The sequence below is a fragment of the Aeromonas sp. S8(2024) genome, assembly GCF_041403085.1.
Classification (GTDB): Bacteria; Pseudomonadota; Gammaproteobacteria; order Enterobacterales; family Aeromonadaceae; genus Aeromonas; species Aeromonas dhakensis.
Window position 1 is genome coordinate 727,425 of record NZ_JBGLRF010000001.1, and the last position, 20,286, is coordinate 747,710.

Annotated in this window: 13 protein-coding genes; 7 read left to right on the forward strand and 6 right to left on the reverse strand. The window is 59.4% G+C overall.

Annotated elements, in window-relative coordinates; all coding sequences use genetic code 11:
- Positions 1 to 161: 161 nt before the first annotated feature.
- Entirely contained in the window at positions 162 to 2,936 is a 2,775-nt protein-coding gene (locus ACB031_RS03150; RefSeq protein WP_017781388.1) for an insulinase family protein, read from the forward strand.
- A 308-nt stretch (positions 2,937 to 3,244) separates the two neighbouring features.
- On the opposite strand, the gene ACB031_RS03155 is transcribed toward ACB031_RS03150, so the two are convergent.
- Together ACB031_RS03155 and ACB031_RS03160 are read right to left on the reverse strand one after the other, a co-directional pair.
- Positions 3,245 to 3,898 carry a thiopurine S-methyltransferase gene (locus tag ACB031_RS03155; RefSeq protein WP_017781387.1) on the reverse strand — a complete coding sequence of 218 codons (654 nt, stop codon included), beginning with the start codon at positions 3,896 to 3,898 and terminating at the stop codon, positions 3,245 to 3,247.
- 216 nt (positions 3,899 to 4,114) lie between these two features.
- A complete protein-coding gene (locus ACB031_RS03160; RefSeq protein ID WP_371138981.1) occupies positions 4,115 to 5,464 on the reverse strand; it encodes a leucine-rich repeat-containing protein kinase family protein in 1,350 nt (449 codons plus the stop codon).
- 322 nt (positions 5,465 to 5,786) lie between these two features.
- Between ACB031_RS03160 and ACB031_RS03165 the strand changes: the two genes are divergently transcribed.
- Positions 5,787 to 6,551 carry an SDR family oxidoreductase gene (locus ACB031_RS03165; RefSeq protein ID WP_026140893.1) on the forward strand — a complete coding sequence of 255 codons (765 nt, stop codon included), beginning with the start codon at positions 5,787 to 5,789 and terminating at the stop codon, positions 6,549 to 6,551.
- A 51-nt stretch (positions 6,552 to 6,602) separates the two neighbouring features.
- On the forward strand, positions 6,603 to 7,430 hold the full coding sequence (locus ACB031_RS03170) for a bifunctional transcriptional activator/DNA repair enzyme AdaA (RefSeq protein ID WP_371138982.1): 828 nt from the start codon (positions 6,603 to 6,605) through the stop codon (positions 7,428 to 7,430).
- Positions 7,431 to 7,739: 309 nt separating this feature from the next.
- On the opposite strand, the gene ACB031_RS03175 is transcribed toward ACB031_RS03170, so the two are convergent.
- The 4 genes from ACB031_RS03175 to guaB form a co-directional block, all read right to left on the reverse strand.
- Positions 7,740 to 11,558, reverse strand: a complete 3,819-nt coding sequence (locus ACB031_RS03175; RefSeq protein ID WP_041203055.1) for an SIR2 family protein — start codon at positions 11,556 to 11,558, stop codon at positions 7,740 to 7,742.
- Between the two features lie 277 nt (positions 11,559 to 11,835).
- Positions 11,836 to 12,108 (reverse strand): hypothetical protein, encoded by a 273-nt coding sequence (locus ACB031_RS03180; RefSeq protein ID WP_010633780.1) that lies wholly within the window; start codon positions 12,106 to 12,108, stop codon positions 11,836 to 11,838.
- Between the two features lie 379 nt (positions 12,109 to 12,487).
- Positions 12,488 to 14,077, reverse strand: a complete 1,590-nt coding sequence (gene guaA / locus ACB031_RS03185) for a glutamine-hydrolyzing GMP synthase (protein WP_017781381.1) — start codon at positions 14,075 to 14,077, stop codon at positions 12,488 to 12,490.
- A gap of 83 nt (positions 14,078 to 14,160) precedes the next feature.
- Positions 14,161 to 15,624 carry an IMP dehydrogenase gene (guaB, locus tag ACB031_RS03190; RefSeq protein ID WP_005301581.1) on the reverse strand — a complete coding sequence of 488 codons (1,464 nt, stop codon included), beginning with the start codon at positions 15,622 to 15,624 and terminating at the stop codon, positions 14,161 to 14,163.
- A 463-nt stretch (positions 15,625 to 16,087) separates the two neighbouring features.
- Between guaB and ACB031_RS03195 the strand changes: the two genes are divergently transcribed.
- The 4 genes from ACB031_RS03195 to ACB031_RS03210 all read left to right on the forward strand — a co-directional run bounded on the left by ACB031_RS03195 (position 16,088) and on the right by ACB031_RS03210 (position 20,181).
- Positions 16,088 to 17,956 (forward strand): potassium transporter Kup, encoded by a 1,869-nt coding sequence (locus ACB031_RS03195; protein ID WP_041203052.1) that lies wholly within the window; start codon positions 16,088 to 16,090, stop codon positions 17,954 to 17,956.
- A 235-nt stretch (positions 17,957 to 18,191) separates the two neighbouring features.
- Positions 18,192 to 19,004, forward strand: a complete 813-nt coding sequence (locus tag ACB031_RS03200) for an energy transducer TonB (RefSeq protein ID WP_216989462.1) — start codon at positions 18,192 to 18,194, stop codon at positions 19,002 to 19,004.
- A 2-nt stretch (positions 19,005 to 19,006) separates the two neighbouring features.
- The gene (locus ACB031_RS03205) at positions 19,007 to 19,762 is read left to right on the forward strand and encodes a MotA/TolQ/ExbB proton channel family protein (protein ID WP_216989463.1); all 756 of its coding nucleotides are present in this window, start codon (positions 19,007 to 19,009) and stop codon (positions 19,760 to 19,762) included.
- Positions 19,762 to 20,181, forward strand: a complete 420-nt coding sequence (locus ACB031_RS03210; RefSeq protein ID WP_368206487.1) for an ExbD/TolR family protein — start codon at positions 19,762 to 19,764, stop codon at positions 20,179 to 20,181. Before ACB031_RS03205 ends, ACB031_RS03210 begins: the two co-directional genes overlap by 1 nt.
- Positions 20,182 to 20,286: the final 105 nt, after the last annotated feature.

Here is a 20,286-nt window from a genome sequence, read left to right on the forward strand (position 1 = left end):
ACAACCTCGCCCAACGGGCCTGTTTTGATAGCGGGGGGATCTTACCCCGCCATGCCGGGGGAAACAATTGCGCTACCTCTCAGAAAAGGGTTTGCCTCACCGGGTAGCGGGGTCGATAATCATGTTTAAATTCAAATAAATCCAACAAGAGTCACGCGCCAATGAGCCCATATGCCAGTCCCAACGACCATCGGCAATACCACTATCTGGAGCTGGCGAACCGGCTCAGGGTCTTGTTGATCTGCGATCCCGACACCGACAAGTCCGCCGCCTCCCTGGCCGTCAACACCGGCCACTTCGACGATCCGGCGGACCGACAGGGGATGGCTCATTTCCTTGAGCATATGCTGTTCCTTGGCACCTGCACCTATCCCAAACCTGGTGAATACCAGCAATTTATGAGCCGTCATGGCGGCAGCAACAACGCCTGGACCGGCACCGAGTTCACCAACTTCTTCTTCGAAATTGACAACGGCTTCTTCGAGGCTGGGCTGGATCGCTTCTCCCAGTTCTTCATCTGCCCCACCTTCGATCCCGAGTGGGTGGACAAGGAACGCAACGCGGTCGACTCCGAATACCGCCTCAAGCTGCAGGACGACGTGCGCCGCAGCTACCAGGTGCACAAAGAGACGGTCAATCCCGCCCACCCCTTCGCCAAATTCTCGGTGGGCAACCTGGATACCCTGGCCGATCTGCCCGGCCGGGATCTGCGCTCCGACCTTATCCGGTTTTACGAAACCCACTACAGCGCGGATCGCATGGCGCTGGTGATGATCTCTCCTGCCGCCATCGAGACCCAGCTGGGTTGGTGCGATCGCTTTTTCGCTCCCATTTTGAATCGCAATCTGGGAACGCCGACCCTCGACATGCCCCTCTACCGGCTCGATGACCTGGGCATTCGCATCCAGATCAACCCGGTCAAGGAGACCCGCAAGCTCGCGCTCACCTTCCCGCTGCCCAACGTGGATGAGTATTACGACAAGAAGCCCCTCACCTTCCTGAGCCACCTCATCGGCTACGAAGGGGACGGCAGCCTGCTCTCTCTGCTGAAAGCGAAGGGCTGGGTCAACCAGCTTTCCGCCGGCGGTGGCATCAGCGGCGCCAACTTCAAGGATTTTGGCGTCAACTTCGGGCTGACTCCGCTCGGGCTTGAGCACGTCAACGAGATAGTGACGGCCCTGTTCGGTTACTTGAAGCTCATCGAGCGCGGCGGAGTGGAAGCCTGGCGCTATGACGAGAAACGCACCGTGCTCGAATCGGCGTTTCGTTTTCAGGAGCGGGGCCGGGCACTCGATACCGTCTCCGGACTGGTGTTGAACCTGTTCAGCTACGCCCCCGATGACCTGCTCTACGGCGACTACATGATGCGCGCATACGACGAGCCGCTCATTCGCCGCCTGCTCGCCAAGCTCACCCCCCACAACCTGCGCCTGACCATCACGGCGCCGGAGCTCGGCACGGACCGGCTGGCCCGCTGGTATCAGACTCCCTACAGCGTGACCACCATCACCGAGGCGGAGAAGATCCGCTGGCAGCAGAGCGAGCCGGATCCGGCGCTGGCCCTGCCGCTGCCCAACCCCTTTATCAGCAACCGGCTCGACGTGCGCACGCCCGAGCTTGCCGCCGACATGCCCGCCTGCCTCATCGATCGGCCCGGCTTTCGGCTCTGGCACCTGCATGAGCATCAGTTCAGCGTGCCCAAAGGCAACCTCTACATCTCCATCGACAGCGAGCATGCGGTCAAGAGCCCGCGCCACATCGCCATGGCACGCCTCGCGGTGGAGCTGCTCACCGACCACCTCAACGCCCTCACCTACCCGGCGGAGCTGGCGGGGCTCGGTTATCAGATCTATGCCCACCAGGGCGGCTTTACCATCAACCTGAGCGGCTTTGCCGACAAGCAGCCGCTGCTGCTCGACATGATACTCGGCAACCGCACCCTGGGTTACCCGGATCCGGCCCGCTTTGCCGAAATCAAGGAGCAGCTCATCCGCAACTGGGACAACCAGTCCAAGGCGCGCCCCATCTCCCAGCTGTTCAACCAGCTCACCAGCCTGCTGCAGCCCAACAACCCGCCGTTCGAGCAGTTGCTGCGCCACCTGCGCAGCGTCGAGCTGGGCGAAATGCCCGCCTTCGTGGCGAGCCTCTTTGCCGAGGTGCACGTAGAGACCCTGGTGCACGGCGACTGGACCGCCGCCGAGGCCCTCGAGCTCGCCGCCCTGCTGGAGCGCCACCTCGGCGTCAACAGCCAGCCCAGTGCCGAGACCCGCCGCCCGCTCATCTCCATTCAGGACAGGGGCACCCTCATTCGTGAACAGGGCTGTGAGCATGAAGACTCGGCCCTGCTGGTCTACTACCAGTCCCGCACCACCCGGGCGCGGGATCTGGCCTGCTTCACCCTGGCCAACCACATCATGTCCTCCACCTTCTTTCACGAGCTGCGCACCCGTCAGCAGCTCGGTTACGTGGTGGGGGCCGGCAACCTGCCCCTCAATCGCCATCCCGGCCTCATCTTCTACATTCAGTCGCCGGTGGCCGGGCCGCAGATCCTGCTGGATGCGGTGGAGGAGTTCATCGACCTGTTTCCGCTGGCCATGCTCGAGCTCACCGCCCGTCAGTGGCAGGACAGCAAGGCGGGCCTGCAGGCCCAGCTGAGCGAGCGGGATGCCAACCTGCGCAGTCGGGGCCAGCGGCTGTGGGTCAGCATCGGCAACAAGGATCTGGGCTTTGATCAGCGCGAAAGGGTGTGCGAGGAGGTGGGCAACCTGAGCCGCGCCGATCTGGTACGCTTTATCACCCAGCTGAGATCGAGAACGTCGGATCGGCTGATCCTCTGCAGCTATGGTCAGGGCCACGAGCACGACGAGCGCATCACCGGCCAGTTTATCGACGACCCGCGGGCGTTTCGGCTCAATGCCGCCACCTTCGAGGCCTGATCAGGCCGCCTGTTTCCCTTCTTGTAGCCAATAAAAAGCCGACCCCGTGGGGTCGGCTGGAAAAACCATAATCAATTGCGACCAGAGCCGCCAAAAGTGAACATGAGCGTGAAAATCAGACACTGAGTTGATGGTCGGCGGGCAGTCCCAAACCAGAGCGCGCCTGCCGATGACAACAGTGATTGAGAAACAGGCTCATCTTAGGCACTCCCCTCCCTTGTCACGTTGATCTATGTCAAAGGAGGTAATAAAGAGTCAACCAGCTGCAGCTTTATGGCGAGTTTTATGGCCTCAGGTCACGCTTTTGGTCAGGCCTCTGGACGGCGGACCAGCCGGTATGCCACCTCGTCGAAGTAGGAGAGCTGGCCCGACAGCACCCTGGGGTGATCGAGCTCGGCCGCTCGCCCCAGCACCTCTACCTGGAAGTGGCGCTCGAACAGGGTGCGCACCTCCATCTCCCCCACCGAGAACGGCGGCTGGCGCTGCTGCTCCGGCTGATACTCCAAAGTCACCAGCAGGATCTGACCGCCCGCCTCGATAAGCCGGCTCATCAGCTCGGCATATTGACGGCGCATGGCGGTCGGCAGGGCAATGAGAGCGGCCCTGTCGTAAGCCAACCGATAGCGACGGCCAAGTTCGGGGGCGGCGAAAAAATCCCCCTCATAAATGCGCAGGCTGTCGTGCTGATGGCACTGATAGGGCCCCTCGGCACTCACCGTTTCACTCAGTTTGTTCTCGCTGAAAAAGCTGTTGATGGCGACGGACGAGAGCTCGAACCCGTCGACCGGATGGCCCTGCCCGCTCAGCCAGAGCATGTCGCGGGACTTGCCGCACAGGGGCACCAGCACGGGCTCGCCCTGCTGCTGGGCCGACCACCAGGATTGCAGCCAGCGATTGAAATCCGCCTGATGAAAGCCGATCCGGTTCTCTTCCCAACGCTGATGCCAAAAAGCCGCTTCCATCCTGTCACCCCTGTCATGTAAAGATGCCTCAATATCACAACTTAGCCCGCTGTGCGCAAGCACCAACAAGGCGGCAGCCGCAATTTTTGCCCAAAAAAGCACGGCGAAACAAAAAAGGGCCCGAAGGCCCCCTTTTGACATCTTTTTGTCATCCACTCCGGCTCTTGCTCGCCTGCTTTGCGCCTGCTTGCCACCGCGACGGCAGGGCGAGCCGGATCAGAGCAAAACTGGCTCGGCAAAGATGACCGCCGCCACCGCAGCTAGCCTAGCGGCAATCTCGGTAAAATCTGGGCGCGTCGCCACTACCTCGGCGAGACAGTCATCCACCAGCACATGCAGGGCATCCAGCCTGTTGTCACGGGGAGCGCAGCGGGCCAGCAGCTCTTCCAGCAGGCAGCCGAAGGCCCTCACTTCCAGCCGCTCCAGCAAGCCGGCCAGCTCGCCATCGGTTCGCTCATAACAGGAGGCGGCGCCGAAATCCCCGAGCAGCAGCCGCCCCTCCCCTTGCGAGGAGTGCAGCATGTTGTGGGCGTAGAGATCGCCGTGCAGAATGCCGCGCCCGTGCAGATGCAGCGCGGCGCTCGCCACCCCCTGCGCCATGGCCAGCAGCGCAGCCGGGGTAAAGCGGGCATCGGCCGGGTAGATGTCGCGGGTGCAGGAGTCCAGGCTCGGCGGCCCCGCCAGGTTGATAAAATCAGGGTCTATCAGCGCCATCACCAGCGCCGGGATGCCGGAGGGGTGATCGCCCACCCGCCCCTCGACCCCGACCAGATGGAGATGACGGCCGGCCGCCAGCGACACCGCCAGCTCGCAGCGGGGCAACCCATCACTGGTCACCGCCCCCTTGAAACACTTGACCGCCACCGCCCGCGGCCCCGCCGGCGTGGCCAGCTCGGCGCGATGGATGACGCCGGATGCCCCCTGCCCCAACAGCTCGCCCACCGTCAGCGCAGCCCACGGGATGTCGGCCACCGAGGCGCACTGGCCCAGCCGCTGCTCCTGCTTGTCGCTGAAGGGGTTGCCCGCATACGCCAGCCAGGCAAGGTGCGGCAAGTTCGCCAGCCAATCCGGGAGCGCCTCGAGCCGGTTGGCGGCGATGCGCACCAGCTCCAGACGCTGGCAGTTGGCCAGGGTTGCCGGCAGCTCGCGCAGGCGATTGCCCGAGAGCATCAGCTTTTGCAGGGCGCCGCACTGACCCAACTCATCGGGCAACTGCTCGATGGCGTTGTCGGTCAGGATCAGCCAGCGCAGCCCCGCCGGCAGCGACTTGGCGGGAACCGTGGCGATCTTGTTGGCCTTGAAGCCCACCATGGTGAGCGCCGGGCAGCGCCCCAGCACCTCGGGCAGCTCGGTAAAGCGGTTCTCGGAGCAGAAAATAATGCGCAGCTTGCTGAACTCGGCCAGCTCGTCAGGCAGCCGACTCAACTGGTTGCCAGTGAGATCCAGCACCTCCAGCGTCTCTTTGAGAGCCAGGATCTCGGGCGGGAACACCGCCAGGTTTTCGGCGAGTTTGAGGTGGCGGGCGCCGCAGAGTTCACCTGCGCGCAGCTGTTCCAGAGTATGCATGACATCGTCTCTATCGGGTGGCCGACTCGCGGCCAACGGCGCTACCGGTTGTTGGCCCGGCAGTCAAACCGGCAGTCAAAAAAGAGGGGGCATTATAGAGAATGACGGCCGAAGATCCCCTGTTTTGTTGCCGCAAGGGTCTGCACCGGCGCACGGTGCCGTGATAGGGGGGCAAAGAGAGCAAGATCCGGGTCGTGCCAGCGAGGGCCGGTTGCCATAGTGGGGTCTGAGCGGAGTCAAACCAGAGTGGGTCGAACCCGCTGAGGCTCCAACCCACTGCCAACCCTGTGCGCCCGCACAACACATCTGCGAGGGAACTGCCATGTCATCACTGTCCAACAAGGTCGCCATCATCACCGGCGCCAGCTCCGGCATCGGCCGCGCCAGCGCCATCCTGTTTGCCCGGGAGGGGGCCCGCATCGTCGTCGGCGCCCGCCGCCAGAGCGAGCTGGATCTGCTGGTGGAGGAGATCCGCCATGAGGGGGGCCAGGCGGTGAGCCTGGCGGGAGACGTGAAAAGCGAATCTTACGCCCGCGCCCTGGTGGATCTCGCGCTGACCCGTTTCGGCGGACTCGATATCGCCTTCAACAACGCAGGCACCACGGGGACACCGGGCAGCGTGCCGGCGCTTGAACTGGCGCAGTGGCAGGAGACGCTGGATACCAACCTCACCAGCGCCTTTGTGGGGGCCAAATACCAGATCCCCGCCATGCAGGCACGCGGCGGCGGCTCGCTTATCTTTACCTCCACCTTCGTCGGCCATACCCTGGGGCTGCCCGGCATGGCGGCCTATGCCGCGAGCAAAGCCGGCCTGATTGGCCTGACCCAGGTGCTGGCTGCCGAATATGGGGCACAAGGGGTGCGGGTCAACGCCCTGCTGCCGGGGGGCACCGACACCCCCATGGGACGGGCCTTTACCGATACCCCGGAAAGCCTCGCCTTTGTGCAGAATATGCATGCCCTCAAACGGCTGGCTCAACCGGAGGAGATCGCCCGCTCGGCCCTTTATCTCGCCTCCGATGCATCCAGCTTTACCACCGGCATTGCCCTGCTGGCCGATGGTGGGGTATCTATTTGTCGCACATGACCTTGTCGCACCCAAGATCCTGCGGCTGCAAACCCATCGTGAGAGCGCCTTATGTCTGATTACGCCCGTATCGCCGATGCCATCCGTTTTATCGCCAGCCAGGTGGCGCGCCAGCCCACCCTGGACGAGATAGCGGCGCACGTTCACTTAAGCCCCTTTCACTTCCAGCGGCTGTTCAGCCGCTGGGCCGGGGTGACGCCCAAACGCTATCTGCAGGTGCTGACCCTGGAGCGGGCCAAGGCGCTGCTGCAGGAGTCGCGCCCGCTACTGGAGGTGGCCGATACCCTGGGCCTGAGCAGCGGCTCGCGGCTCTACGATCACTTCGTGCAGCTCGAAGCGGTGACGCCGGGCGAGTACAAGCAACGCGGGGCCGGGCTGGTCATCGATCACGGGGTGCACGACACCCCCTTCGGCCAGGCGTTCGTCGCCCTGACCCCGCGGGGGGTATGCAACTTCTCGTTTCTCGATGAGCAGGCCCCACAGACGCCGCTGACCACCCTCGCCCACAACTGGCCAGAGGCAGAACTGAGGGAGTCGCCGTCACGCACCCAGGGGGTCATCCACACCATGTTCGACAGCAGCAAGGCGCCGGACCGCCCTATCTCGCTGCACGTGAGCGGCACCAACTTTCAGATCAGCGTCTGGCGGGCGCTGCTGCAGATCCCGCCCGCCAAGGTGGTGAGCTACGCCCAGGTGGCAAGCGCCGTCGGCAACCCCAAGGCCGCCCGCGCCGTGGGGCTGGCGGTGGGCGCCAACCCCGTCGCCTTGATGATCCCCTGCCACAGAGTCATCCAGCAAAACGGCAAACTCGGCGGCTATCACTGGGGCGAGACCCGTAAGCAGGCGATACACGCCTGGGAAGCGGCAAGGTATGAGTGAACCTGGCCTTTTTCTGCTCGGCCTGATGGGGGAGAAACTGGTGTGTTGGTGGTGAGTCAGCAAACTATCAGGTCACTCCGAACGAGCATGCAGTGATATAAAGCGGGAGCATGAGAAGAGTCGGGGTGCAGATCGCCCCTTTATTGCCTTGGCGAGGCATGGAGATTAGCAACACCACCCTAGCGGATTGACGAAACACGTAGGGTGCAATAAGCGCAGCGCATTGCACCATTTGCCGAGCGGCTTTTGTGCAAGGAATGAAGCATCAAATTAGCGGTGCAATTTTATTGTACCCTACGGTACTGAAATCTAACTGCGCTCAACTAGATCAATAAGACGCAAATAGCGTGGATCTGATGTCAAGTCTGGCTTAGCCTCCACAATTAGAGCTAGCACCTTCAGTAACTCATAACTGGGACGGGTTATAGCTTGGGGTGTAACTCTGTTAATCAAATCCAGCATCGTCTCAGGGAACTGTCTAGTTATCGACTTTTTATCATTTATCTCTAGGGTAAACCGATAGAAAACATGGGCATCAGTCTCTACTGGCACCAATAATTTCTTGATCACTTCGTAGACTGCTGGGAAGCTATCGCCGGTGTCATCAAGCAAACCGACCCATGCTTTCATCGATGAAGAAGTCCTATATCGGCGTTCTCTCGGCCAGTCCTCGCCAATTAATGGAATGACGTATTTAACCCATCCGTTCTCGTTTTTCTGTCCAACCAAGCCTAGCCATGAAATAAACCGGTTCCGAGTATCATCAGACATAACTCGTAAAGCTGAACGCATTTCTCTTCGTGAAAGAGCAGATGACTCATCTTGATAAAACACCCTCATAGCACCTAGCCACTTGGCTGCAACAACAGAAAAGTCATTCTCCCAAGAAAATCTTTCAAGCCATGGAATGAGCCCAAGCAAAAGAGGTTTAATGCAATCGACTAATGGTACAGAAGGGGTATTCCCACGCAGAAAACCGTTCCAAGCGGGTTCCGAAGCTGAATGTTCAAAATTCAACATTGGAATAAGGCAATCCTTAGTCCAGGCTGGATCTATAAACATAAACCAGTTCAGCTGCCTACAAACAACCGACACAGCATGAGCGGAGCCCTCACCTGGCGCCATAAAAAGACGTTCAAAGCGTGACTTGATGTGAGTTGGGATGAGTGACTCAGCTTCATGTTTTTCACTAGATACCGCATGCAACAGAGCCTCGGCGCACATACCAATAGGGCTGTTAATAGCATGAGCAAGAGTGCGCCGGGACTGTTGAATGACTTTACCACCTCGTCTGACTTCGCCGAGGGCGCTTGTCACAGCTTCTTCTCCACCATTCAGGATGGCATCAATGATGTGATCGTAGAGCTTCCAACAGAGACCATCATCAAACTCAAGGACCGCCACAAAGTTCTGGTTAAGCCATCGGCACAAGGTATAGCGTAGTTTGATGATTACAACCTGTGGAAGTAGTGCTGCTCGGTTCAGTAATACTCGTCTAAGCCTTGGCGATATGTCTGTAGGAAGCTCATTGAGCATTGCCGACCAAAAGACCTCAGGATAGTCGTTAGTCTTTGCTGCAATCGTCAACGCTGACAGCGCCTTGCGCGGATTTACTTTCACTAAACCAGTAAAGGGCCGCCTCTCGGTGAAGTGGTCAAAGTCGCGCTTCAGCTCTTCCTTAGCCCTGAAAACCACCTCGTTGACAGGAAGATCTATAAGCGCATCTGGTTTTTCATCCGTACCAACCCAACTCGTGTGAGAACCTCCTTCAACGACCGCTGAGGTCGCCCAGTTATCACTCCATCCAGAAATACTTTTGAGCAACTCGTCAAGTCGTTCACTACGGTCTGCAGTCAGTTCACAACCCTGTAGCTCGAGATACCGAGTGTAACTAGCAACAACGCTGTCCCTCAGACCAAGATACTCTTCGTCAGAACAGTGGGTAGGCTGACTAGGGCCTTCAAAAATGCGGTCGATAAGTTGGTTTCGACTCTCCTGAGCAAACTCGCACCACCGATCTACCAGCAGGAAAAGAATCTCTCGAACAATATTACGATCCCAGAATGTCTCCTGATCCAAAGACAAAAGCTCTTCTACTACATAACTAGCCTCGAAAGCTTCTGTTTTACTGAACGCGTACAGCTTGAGCTTACGGAAGAAGAACCGGTCAGTCGTAGACCAGGTCGTTGCGTGTGCCCTAGCCAGTTCTGGCCACTTGGCCGCCATTCGATCGAAACATTGGACAAACCAAGTCATGACCTCAGCACTTTCCGTGATGTGTTTGCTCCCATCGGTCTCACGGTTCAGATAGCAACTCGGGGTCTGGAAATAGACGGTCTCAATATCATTCAGCAGCCCAGAAGCGACGATAAGCTGCTGCTCCAAGATGCCAACTACCTGCGGTAATAGTTCGTCTGGGATATCTAAGTCTTCACCATGCCGTTCAAGAAATACCACATCCCACTCGCCGAGGTGACTGAGGTCTATCACCTCCCAGTCCAAACACGGCGGCTTGAACCGAGCCAAACCAAACGGTGACTTAATTTCCAATCGCGGCGTTGTAACCCTTCGAAACTCTCGCAGAACACTAGCAGTCCACCCTTCTTCATTGATTCGTTCCTTCAAGTCAAACCAGTCGCCATTCCACTGACGGTTACGAGGGTCTCTGTGATATTCGAGAATCAGGTTCCAGATATGGCGGACCCGCAGATGAGGTTCCTTTAAATATCCAACCTGCCGTTCTACCTGTTGAATCAGTCGTGGATGTAGTCCGTTTTGACGTATGGACCACCATGCAAGTACCGGGCTATCGATCGACTTACAGACCCAGTTTATTAGGTGTTCAAGCCTTCTAGGCGTCATCTCTGAACCTTCGGCTTGCCTTCCGCCCAGCCGATGAAAGTCATGCGGATTATCGTCTCCATCGTGCCAAACAAGCAGGTTGTCGTTGCTAATACCTTGTACTGGAGCGCTCTCAAAGCCCACAATCGGGTCATCATCAAGTCCATAAGCGATCCGAGGATCAAATTGCGCATTACTTTCATCGTAATCATCTCTTCGATCTGGTTTGGCTGACCGTATATTTGCATCCATTACACACACCCATTCCGGATGTGGTTTCGGTTCAGCCTCCGAGAACAATCTAGCTCCCTGTACTGTGCGGAGAACATGAGCCACTTGGCCACGCTCATGAGGAGTCAACTCTTTCGGATCCTGCCGACTCATCGCGATAATAGACGCCCGCCACTTACGTGGCTCGTCGGCCCGCTCAGCCCATGCAGCTAAGGTTTGCCAAAGATGAGAATAATCTTCATAGGCGATAGCGGTCACACCTCTATCACGCCATTTAACCTCGATATCCTCCGCTCGGCCCTTATCAAACGCATATAACCTAGAACAGTCAAACTGGCCGTCATGATTTAGCCCCTGCAATAAATACTTAACGGGTGGGTCTTCTGCCTGATAACCCACCAATACGACAGTGAAATGCTCAATTAAGCTGCGAATAAAGTTGGTAGCCCAGCCTTCCGAGAGGTAAGCACGCCCAAAATCGGCACTGCTCAATACATAGTCGTGCTGCTCACCTCCAATATCAGATAAGCGTCCATGTAGATAGGTAATACCATCAAGGGATGCGCCCAAGGATAAGTTTGGAAAAGCTGGAGGTACATGACATGTTAAATGACTCCCACCCAGTTCGAATAGTCGATCAAAGTTGGTAGTGACAATCTGTGGAATACCTGGTTGACGTGATGATATCCTCTTGATTAGCTCATGTTCTCTACCTAGTGTTACCGTACCATTAGATGCTTGCAGTCGTTCTGTAACCAGAGCATTGACTTCCTCTCTGCCATATTCCTGATGCAACATGTTGAAAATTTGATCAAGCGGCGTCTTGATACCTGCTTTTTCACCTAGGCGGGCATCGATCCATGGCTCAAAAGCCTGCATGATCCCCGAATCGGGTGAGGGATCAAAAAAATCAACAACATATCGTGTTAATTCAACAAAGTCGGGCATTTTTGATGGAATTGAAACCCCTGCACCACACAAAAATACAACTCTACCAGAATCACACCGCTCAAGAAGAAGATCCGGAATAGATGGACCGTCAGCAAAAAATCTCATATCCGCAATACCTCTAAATGTCAGGGATTCCAGAGATCATTCCTAATTATTTCATCCCGACAGCGAGATAATGAGGCACGACCTAGCTATAGACAGAGAGTACCAATTTGAGTCAATCAATATAACCTTGACGATCAATCAATGACCTTATTCATGCGGAATTTTTAACGCAAACTGTCAATAAAGAAAAGACGCCCTAAGGCGTCTTTCTTATTGCTGGGTGTTGGAGCCAACCGGTTGAGAGCTTTTCCCCTCCCCGCCTTGCCCCACTACCCAATCAGATCGGGGTGATGGAGGTGATATGGGCCGAGCCATCCAGAGACTGGAAGATCTGCACCACGGCTTCCCCGTGGATCGGGTTGGGCAGCGGCACAGTAGTTTTGCATTTGAAGCGGTAGTTGGTGCCGGCGACGACCTGGGTGGAGACTTCAAAGGGGGTGTACTGCACCCCGACAAATCCTTCCAGCGCCTGGTTGAATACGGCCTGATCTTTGGCGCTCAGCTTGTGGTAGGCAGTCCATCCGCCCAACAACACTGCTTGTTCTGACATAACAAACCCTCCGTGATCTCTTGTCCCTACTCGTTTGGCTGTTCGGGTTCCGCCCCGTTTATTCAAGTGGTGTCCGGACTCCACCGGGGGCCACACCAGATATCGGTATGCTCGGTACCGACAGCGCACATGAAGGCGTTGCTGTCGTCACCCTCCCCTGCTGCCACGACCATCGCCTCACAGCGCAGGTCTCAATTGGCATGGCTGAGCCTAGTGCGAGATCCATAAAACACCCCCTGTCAGATATGACAGAGGCAGGGAGGCGAGAAAGCGGCTAGCGAGGGGAAAAATGAGGCGCAAACGATTGGAAAAAGAAAAGACGCCGCAAGGGCGTCTTTTTTACATTTTTATGCTTGAAGGGTGAAAGGGCGTGCGCCGCTTATTCCCATTCGATGGTTGCGGGCGGCTTGCCAGAGACGTCGTACACCACGCGGGAGATACCGTTGATCTCGTTGATGATGCGATTCGACACGTGGCCGAGGAAGTCGTACGGCAGGTGAGCCCAGTGGGCAGTCATAAAGTCGATGGTTTCGACGGCGCGCAGGGCAATGACCCAGTCATATTTGCGGCCATCGCCCATGACGCCGACGGAGCGCACCGGCAGGAACACGGCGAACGCCTGGCTGACCTGGTTGTAGAGGTCGGCTTTGCGCAGCTCTTCGATAAAGACGGCATCGGCGCGGCGCAGGATATCGCAGTACTCTTTCTTCACTTCGCCAAGCACCCGCACGCCCAGACCCGGGCCCGGGAACGGATGACGGTAGAGCATGTCGTAGGGCAGACCCAGCTCGAGGCCAACACGGCGCACTTCGTCTTTGAACAGCTCGCGCAGCGGCTCCACCAGACCCATCTTCATCTCTTCCGGCAGACCGCCGACGTTGTGGTGAGACTTGATGACGTGGGCCTTGCCGGTCTTGCTGGCAGCCGATTCGATGACGTCAGGATAGATGGTGCCTTGTGCCAGCCACTTGGCGTTTTTCAGCTTTTTCGCTTCATCGTCAAACACTTCGACGAAGACGCGGCCGATGATCTTGCGCTTGGCTTCCGGTTCATCTTCACCGGCCAGGGCGGAGAGGAAGCGCTCTTCGGCATCGACCTTGACGATGTTCAGACCGAAGTGGTCGCCAAACATCTCCATCACCTGGGTGCCTTCATTCAGGCGCAGCAGGCCGTTGTCAACGAAAACGCAGGTCAGGCGATCGCCGATGGCCCGGTGCACCAGCATGGCCACCACGGAGGAGTCCACACCGCCGGAGAGGCCCAGGATCACCTCGTCGTCACCCACCTGCTCGCGGATGCGGGCAACGGCGTCGTCGATGATGGTGGCCGGGGTCCACAGGCATTCGCAGCCGCAGATGTCTTTGACGAAGTGCTCCAGCATGCGGGCACCCTGACGGGTGTGGGTCACTTCCGGGTGGAACTGCACGCCGTAGAAACGCTTGGCCTCGTTGGCCATGGCGGCATGCGGGCAGGTGGCGGTCTGTGCGATGGTGGTGAAGTCGGCCGGGATGGTGGTGACCTTGTCGCCATGGCTCATCCACACATCCAGCAGGGCATTGCCGTTGTCGGCGATGGCATCTTCGATGTTGCGCAGCAGCGCGCTGGTCTTGCCGGCGTTGCCCAGCACTTCCACCTTGGCGTAACCGAATTCACGCTCGGTGGAGGATTGCACCTTGCCACCCAGCTGCTCGGCCATGGTCTGCATGCCGTAGCAGATGCCGAACACCGGCACGCCGGCGTTGAACACGTACTCGGGGGCGCGCGGGCTGCCCGCTTCGGTGACGGACTCGGGGCCGCCGGAGAGGATGATGCCGCTCGGATTGAATTCGCGGATCTGCTCTTCGGTCACATCCCAGGCCCACAGTTCGCAGTAGACGCCGATTTCGCGCACGCGGCGGGCGATCAGCTGGGTGTACTGGGAACCGAAGTCGAGGATAAGGATACGGTGCTGGTGAATGTCTTTAGTCATTTTATTCCTGCATCAGGCTGCTGTTGTCACAAAAAGCACGGGATAAAAAAGGGGTGGAGAAACGGGGCCGCAGCCCCGTTTTATCAGCCCATCCGGTAGTTGGGGGCTTCTTTGGTAATGGTCACGTCGTGGACGTGGGACTCTTTCATCCCGGCGCCCGAGATGCGCACGAATTCGGCCTTGGTGCGCATGTCGTCGATGGTGGCGCTGCCGGTCAGGCCCATGGAGGAGCGCAGACCGCCCATCTGCTGGTGGATGATCTCTTTGAGGCGGCCCTTGTACGGCACGCGGCCTTCGATCCCTTCCGGCACCAGCTTGTCGGCGGCGTTGTCGGTCTGGAAGTAACGGTCGCTGGAGCCCTTGGACATAGCGCCCAGAGAACCCATGCCACGGTAGGACTTGAAGGAGCGGCCCTGGTAGAGCTCGATCTCGCCCGGTGCCTCTTCGGTACCGGCAAACATGGAGCCCACCATGACGCAGCTGGCGCCAGCGGCGATGGCCTTGGCCACGTCACCGGAGAAGCGGATGCCGCCATCGGCAATCACCGGAATGCCGGTGCCTTCCAGCGCGTCGACGGCGTCGGAGATGGCGGTGATCTGGGGCACACCCACGCCGGTCACGATACGGGTAGTACAGATGGAGCCCGGGCCGATACCGACCTTGACGGCGTTGACGCCGGCAGCGGCCAGCGCCTTGGCGCCCGCGGCAGTCGCCACGTTGCCGCCGATGATCTGCAGATCAGGGTAGGCTTCGCGGGTCGCTTTGATGCGATCCAGCACGCCCTGGGAGTGACCGTGGGAGGAGTCGATCAGCAGCACGTCCACACCGGCTTCCACCAGGGCGGCGACGCGCTCTTCGTTGCCGGCACCGGCACCGACGGCGGCACCGACCCGCAGACGACCCTTGTCATCTTTACAGGCGTTCGGCTTGCGCTCGGCTTTCTGGAAGTCTTTGACGGTGATCATGCCCTTGAGTTTGAAGTCGGCGTTGACCACCAGCACCTTCTCGATACGGTGCTTCTGCATCAGGCCGACCACCTCTTCACGAGGAGCCCCTTCACGCACGGTGACCAGACGATCCTTCTGGGTCATGATCTGTTCGACAGTCTGGGAGAGATCGGTCACGAAGCGCACGTCACGACCTGTGATGATGCCCACCAGCTGGTTGCCTTCGGTCACCACCGGATAGCCGGCGAAACCGTTCTTGTGGCTCAGCTCCTTGATCTGGGCGATGGTCAGGTCAGGGCGTACGGTGACGGGGTCGGTGACCACGCCGCTCTCGTACTTCTTGACCTTGCGCACTTCTGCAGCCTGCTGCTCGATGGACATGTTCTTGTGGATAAAGCCGATACCGCCTTCCTGGGCCAGTGCGATAGCCAAACGGGCTTCGGTCACTGTGTCCATGGCAGCGGAGATCATGGGGATGTTCAGGCTGATGGCAGAGGTCAGCTTGGTACGCAGATCGGCAGTATTGGGAAGAACTTCGGAGTGGGCGGGAACCAACAGTACATCGTCGAAGGTTAACGCTTCTTTGGCAATCCTGAGCATGGCAATATCTCACCGTTGAGGAAGTGGGGGTGTAAAATATTGCCGACGAAGTTTACTCACGCATTGGTCACTGGTAAAGAAGTTTTTTGAATTTTTTATGGCGTTTTGACCTTTTCAGCCGCCAAGGCGCTAAAAACCCAACAATTTTCGTCATAAAACGGCCGTTTGCAGGCAAAAGAGTTGCCTCATTGCGGTTTTATGCAAAAAAGCCCCCGTTTAATTTTTTCAGGCCCCCCGCAACCCCTCCCCCTTTGCAGACCCGTTGGCACCTGTCGAGCGCCCTCGTAAACCGGGTCACTCGCCTCTGGCAAGTCCGTCAACAACTAAGCCAAGTTGCGCCGTATCCAAACTGGTTCACCCGGGTTGGCACGTTCAGCTAAGTGACCTTTTCACGGCGCGGGTTTGCTTTGAGCCGGCGCCTGCGTATCATGATTAACATTCTGAATTGAAATGGAATTTCATGATGAATCACGGACACCCGCAAGGGCGCATGGCCATAACCCTGGCGGCACTGGGGGTCGTCTATGGCGATCTCGGCACCAGCCCGCTCTATGCCCTCAAGGAGAGTTTCGCCGGACACCTGGGCCTGCAACCCACCCCGGCTGGGATCCTCTCCATCGTCTCCCTCTTCTTCTGGACCATCATGATCGTGGTCTCATTCAAATATGTGCTGCTGGTGCTTCGGGCCGACGACAAGGGAGAAGGGGGGATCCTCACCCTCGCCTCGCTGGCCTCCCGCCGCCTTCCGGCCAGGTCGCGCGCCCTGCTCATGATGCTCGGTCTGGTCGGCGTGGGGCTGTTTATCGGGGATGCGGTGATCACCCCCGCCATCTCGGTGCTCTCGGCGGTCGAAGGGCTGCAGGTGATCACCCCGGAGCTGGCGCCCTTCGTGCTGCCCATCACCCTCACCGTGCTGGTGATCCTGTTCGGGGCCCAGCATTACGGCACCGCCGGCATCGGCCGCCTGTTCGGCCCGGTCATGCTGCTCTGGTTCGGGGTACTGGCGGCGCTCGGCGCCTATGAGATCGGGCAAAATCCCGCCATCCTGCAGGCCATCAATCCGCTCTACGCCCTCGATTTCATGGTCAGCCGACCGGGTGTCGCCTTCATCACCCTGGGGGCCGTTGTGCTCTGCGTCACCGGTACGGAGGCGCTCTACGCCGACATGGGCCACTTTGGCCGTGGCGCCATCCAGCTGGCTTGGGGCTCCCTGGTGATGCCCGCCCTGCTGCTCAACTACTTCGGCCAGGGGGCCCTGCTGCTGCGCAATCCCGCCGCCATCGAAAATCCCTTCTACCTGCTCGCCCCCTCCTGGCTGGCCTTTCCGCTGCTGATCCTCGCCACCCTGGCCACCGTCATCGCCTCCCAGGCGGTGATCTCGGGCACCTACTCGGTGGTGCACCAGGCCATCTTGCTCGGCTACCTGCCGCGCCAGGAGATCCGCCACACCTCGGAGCACGAGATAGGCCAGATCTACCTGCCGCTGGTGAACTGGCTGCTGCTGGGGGGCATCGTCATCGTCATCCTCTGGTTCAAGAGTTCAAGCAACCTGGCGGCCGCCTACGGCATCGCGGTGACCGGTACCATGGCGCTCACCACCCTGCTGCTGATGGTGGTGGCCGCCCGCCGCTGGAAGTGGTCGCGCTGGCTCATTGCGCTGGTATGCGCGCCGCTGCTGCTGGTCGATGTCACCTTCTTTGCCGCCAATACCACCAAGTTTCTGGCCGGTGGCTGGCTCCCCATCCTGTTTGCGCTGCTGGCCATCCTGGTGATGACCACCTGGAAGCGCGGACGGGAGCTGGTGCTCGACAAGCTGGAACACAAGTCACTGGCGCTGAAAGGGTTTGTCGACAACATGCAGGCAGACCCGCCACTGCTGGTACCCGGCACCGCCGTGTTTCTCTCCAAGTCGGTGCAGGTGGTGCCCCACGCCATGCTGCACAACCTCAAACACAACAAGATCCTGCACGAACGGGTCATCTTCCTGACCGTTCAGATCAAGGACGAGCCCTGGCTCTCCTTCAAGGAGCGCATCGAACTCACCCACCTTGGCGAGGGGTTCTGGCAGGTGGTCGCCCACTTCGGCTACAAGGAGGTGCCCTCCATGGAGGAGATCTTCCAGGCCTGCGCCCAGGAGGATCTGAAGGTCACCATGGCCAAGACCTCTTTCTTCCTCTCCCACGAGAACCTGGTCAGCACCGATCTGCCCGGCATGGCGCGCTGGCGGGAGGGTCTGTTCGTCTGGATGAACCGCAACTCCCTCAAGGCGACCGACTTCTTTCATATTCCCGCCAACCGGGTGGTGGAGCTCGGGGTATTGCTGGAGCTGTAACCCGCAGCCATCACTCATTACCAGAAGCCGGCGTTGCAACCAGTGAGGTGGTAAAGGGGCCCAGTATCGATACTTATCTTCCTGTTTTTCATCCTGTTACGATTAAAACACGATTGATAATAGTTATTGTTTGACGGGCTATTCGTCGGGCAAGCTTGCGGCATCGGCGCCGGTTCGGGCGCCCTCACACCAGCCGTTTGAGTATTAATATGAAGACCAGGAAGGGAGCCCAGTGATGGACGCCTGCAGCCCGAGACCAACACTGCCCGCCAACGATCCCGACGCCGCCCGTCTCGTTTGCCTTGCCATCGCGATCGCCCTGCATCTTGCCGCCTTCTGGTGGCTCTATGCGCACCAGCCTGCGCCCATCACCCCGCCCTTGCCGCTGACCCTGTCGGCCCGCTGGGTCGGCGAAGCTGCAACCAATGAAGCGCCTGCCAAGGCGGCCCCCGCCCCTGCTACCACAGCGCAGCAAATACAAAAAGTGCAGCGAGAGCAGCAAGTACAAAAAGTGCAGCAAAAGGCCAGGCCGTTGCCACTACCCAAAAAACCGCCGCTCAAGCAAGTCAAAAAGAGCGTCAAGCCGGTGGTCAAATCGCTTAAACACAGTCCCCCGCCGGTGCAGCCCGCCAAGGTCATGCCGGTGAGCAGTCCGCAACCACCGGTCACCTCGCCCGCCCCTGCGACGGCGGCAACGGCCGCACAGGCGAGCGGCGAAAGTGCCAGTCAGCATCCTGCCCGCAAGGCTGGCGGCGGCGCCGGCAACAGCGCCCCCATAGCCCGTGATGCACGGCTCAACAACCCCGAGCCCCAATACCCCTATGAGTCGAGACGACGGGGAGAAGAGGGGCGGGTCATCCTCAATGTGCGGGTGACGGCCGAGGGCACCGCCGCCTCGGTGGAGGTGGCCAAGAGCAGCGGCTATCGGCGGCTGGACATGACGGCCCGCAAGACCGTCAGCCGCTGGAAATTCATTCCTGCCAGACAGAACAACGTGGCCGTCGAGGCCTCGGCAAGAGTCACCATCATTTTCAAATTAAGGGCTTGAACATGGATCCTGAAATCGCAAGCAACGGCATGGGCATCGCCCACCTGCTCAGCCAGAACAGCGGCGTAGGGCTGATCCCCTTCATCCTGCTGGTACTGATGTCCCTTGGCACCTGTTATTACGCCCTGCTCAAGGGCTATCTCGCACAGCGGGAACAACGCCTCAATGCCCGCTTCGTCGCCGATTTCTGGCAGCACGACAGCGTGCAGGAGATGGAGCGCCAGCTGGCACACCTGCCGCCGCAGGAGGCCTATGGCCGGCTGACCGGCGCCGCGTTGGCGGCCGTGGCCCAGCTGAAGCGGGCCGAGGAGCGTGCAGTCAGCTGCAAGCTGGGCTCGCCGGATGAATATCTGCTGCGCGCCATGCGCCGGGCCATCACCCAGGAGCGGGTGCTGCTGGAGCAGGGGCTGGCCTTCCTCGCCTCGGTGGGCTCGGCGGCCCCCTTCATCGGGCTGTTCGGCACCGTCTGGGGCATCTACCACGCCCTGCTGGCCATCGGCGCCGCCGGTCAGAGCAGTCTGGACAAGGTTGCCGGCCCCGTGGGCGAGGCGCTGATCATGACCGGCTTCGGCCTCGCGGTCGCCCTGCCGGCCGTGCTCATCTACAACTTCTTCGTGCGGCGCAATCGCCTCAGGCTCGCGGCGCTGGAGGAGTTTGGCCACGATCTGTTCACCCTGCTGGTGACCGGCTTCGAGCAGGTCGCCACCACCAAGGTCACTCCGCTGATGGAGCGGAAAACCAGAGAGGGGCGCGGCTGATGGCATTTGGCAAACTGTCGGACGAGGGGGCCGATCAACCCCTCTCCGAGATCAACATGATCCCGATGATCGACGTCATGCTGGTGCTGCTCATCGTCTTCATGATCACCGCCCCTCTGCTCACCAACGCGGTCAAGCTGGAGCTGCCAGAGGCCAGCAGCCAGCTCAACCAGCCAGACAAGCAGGACATCAACCTCGCCATCGATGAGGCCGGCAAGCTCTACTGGAACGATCAGGAGGTCGACGAGGCCGCCCTGCTCGCCAAGATGGAGAGCGCCGGCCAGGCCGAGGGGGAGCTGCCCGAGATCCAGCTGCGCATCGATCGCAAGGTGGAGTACGGCATCATCGCCAGGGTGATGGCCCAGGCCTCCCGGCACGGTCTGCACAAGATTGCCTTCGTGAGCCAGCCGGAGCCGTAACGCTCCCTTCGCCCACACACTGGTATGGCAGGGCATGGATGCCCTGCTACCATCCTGGCAGTTGCCAGCACAGGCACCTTGTCGGCATCATGCGGACGCAGCGCC

Excerpts from the sequence above, each read along its gene's own strand:
- ACB031_RS03175 (WP_041203055.1), bottom strand. The coding sequence starts at position 11,558 with ATGAGATTTTTTGCTGACGGTCCATCTATTCCGGATCTTCTTCTTGAG.
- ACB031_RS03150 (WP_017781388.1), top strand. The coding sequence starts at position 162 with ATGAGCCCATATGCCAGTCCCAACGACCATCGGCAATACCACTATCTG.
- ACB031_RS03180 (WP_010633780.1), bottom strand. The coding sequence starts at position 12,108 with ATGTCAGAACAAGCAGTGTTGTTGGGCGGATGGACTGCCTACCACAAG.
- ACB031_RS03205 (WP_216989463.1), top strand. The coding sequence starts at position 19,007 with ATGGATCCTGAAATCGCAAGCAACGGCATGGGCATCGCCCACCTGCTC.
- ACB031_RS03210 (WP_368206487.1), top strand. The coding sequence starts at position 19,762 with ATGGCATTTGGCAAACTGTCGGACGAGGGGGCCGATCAACCCCTCTCC.
- ACB031_RS03155 (WP_017781387.1), bottom strand. The coding sequence starts at position 3,898 with ATGGAAGCGGCTTTTTGGCATCAGCGTTGGGAAGAGAACCGGATCGGC.
- ACB031_RS03165 (WP_026140893.1), top strand. The coding sequence starts at position 5,787 with ATGTCATCACTGTCCAACAAGGTCGCCATCATCACCGGCGCCAGCTCC.
- guaB (WP_005301581.1), bottom strand. The coding sequence starts at position 15,624 with ATGCTCAGGATTGCCAAAGAAGCGTTAACCTTCGACGATGTACTGTTG.
- guaA (WP_017781381.1), bottom strand. The coding sequence starts at position 14,077 with ATGACTAAAGACATTCACCAGCACCGTATCCTTATCCTCGACTTCGGT.
- ACB031_RS03160 (WP_371138981.1), bottom strand. The coding sequence starts at position 5,464 with ATGCATACTCTGGAACAGCTGCGCGCAGGTGAACTCTGCGGCGCCCGC.
- ACB031_RS03200 (WP_216989462.1), top strand. The coding sequence starts at position 18,192 with ATGGACGCCTGCAGCCCGAGACCAACACTGCCCGCCAACGATCCCGAC.
- ACB031_RS03170 (WP_371138982.1), top strand. The coding sequence starts at position 6,603 with ATGTCTGATTACGCCCGTATCGCCGATGCCATCCGTTTTATCGCCAGC.
- ACB031_RS03195 (WP_041203052.1), top strand. The coding sequence starts at position 16,088 with ATGAATCACGGACACCCGCAAGGGCGCATGGCCATAACCCTGGCGGCA.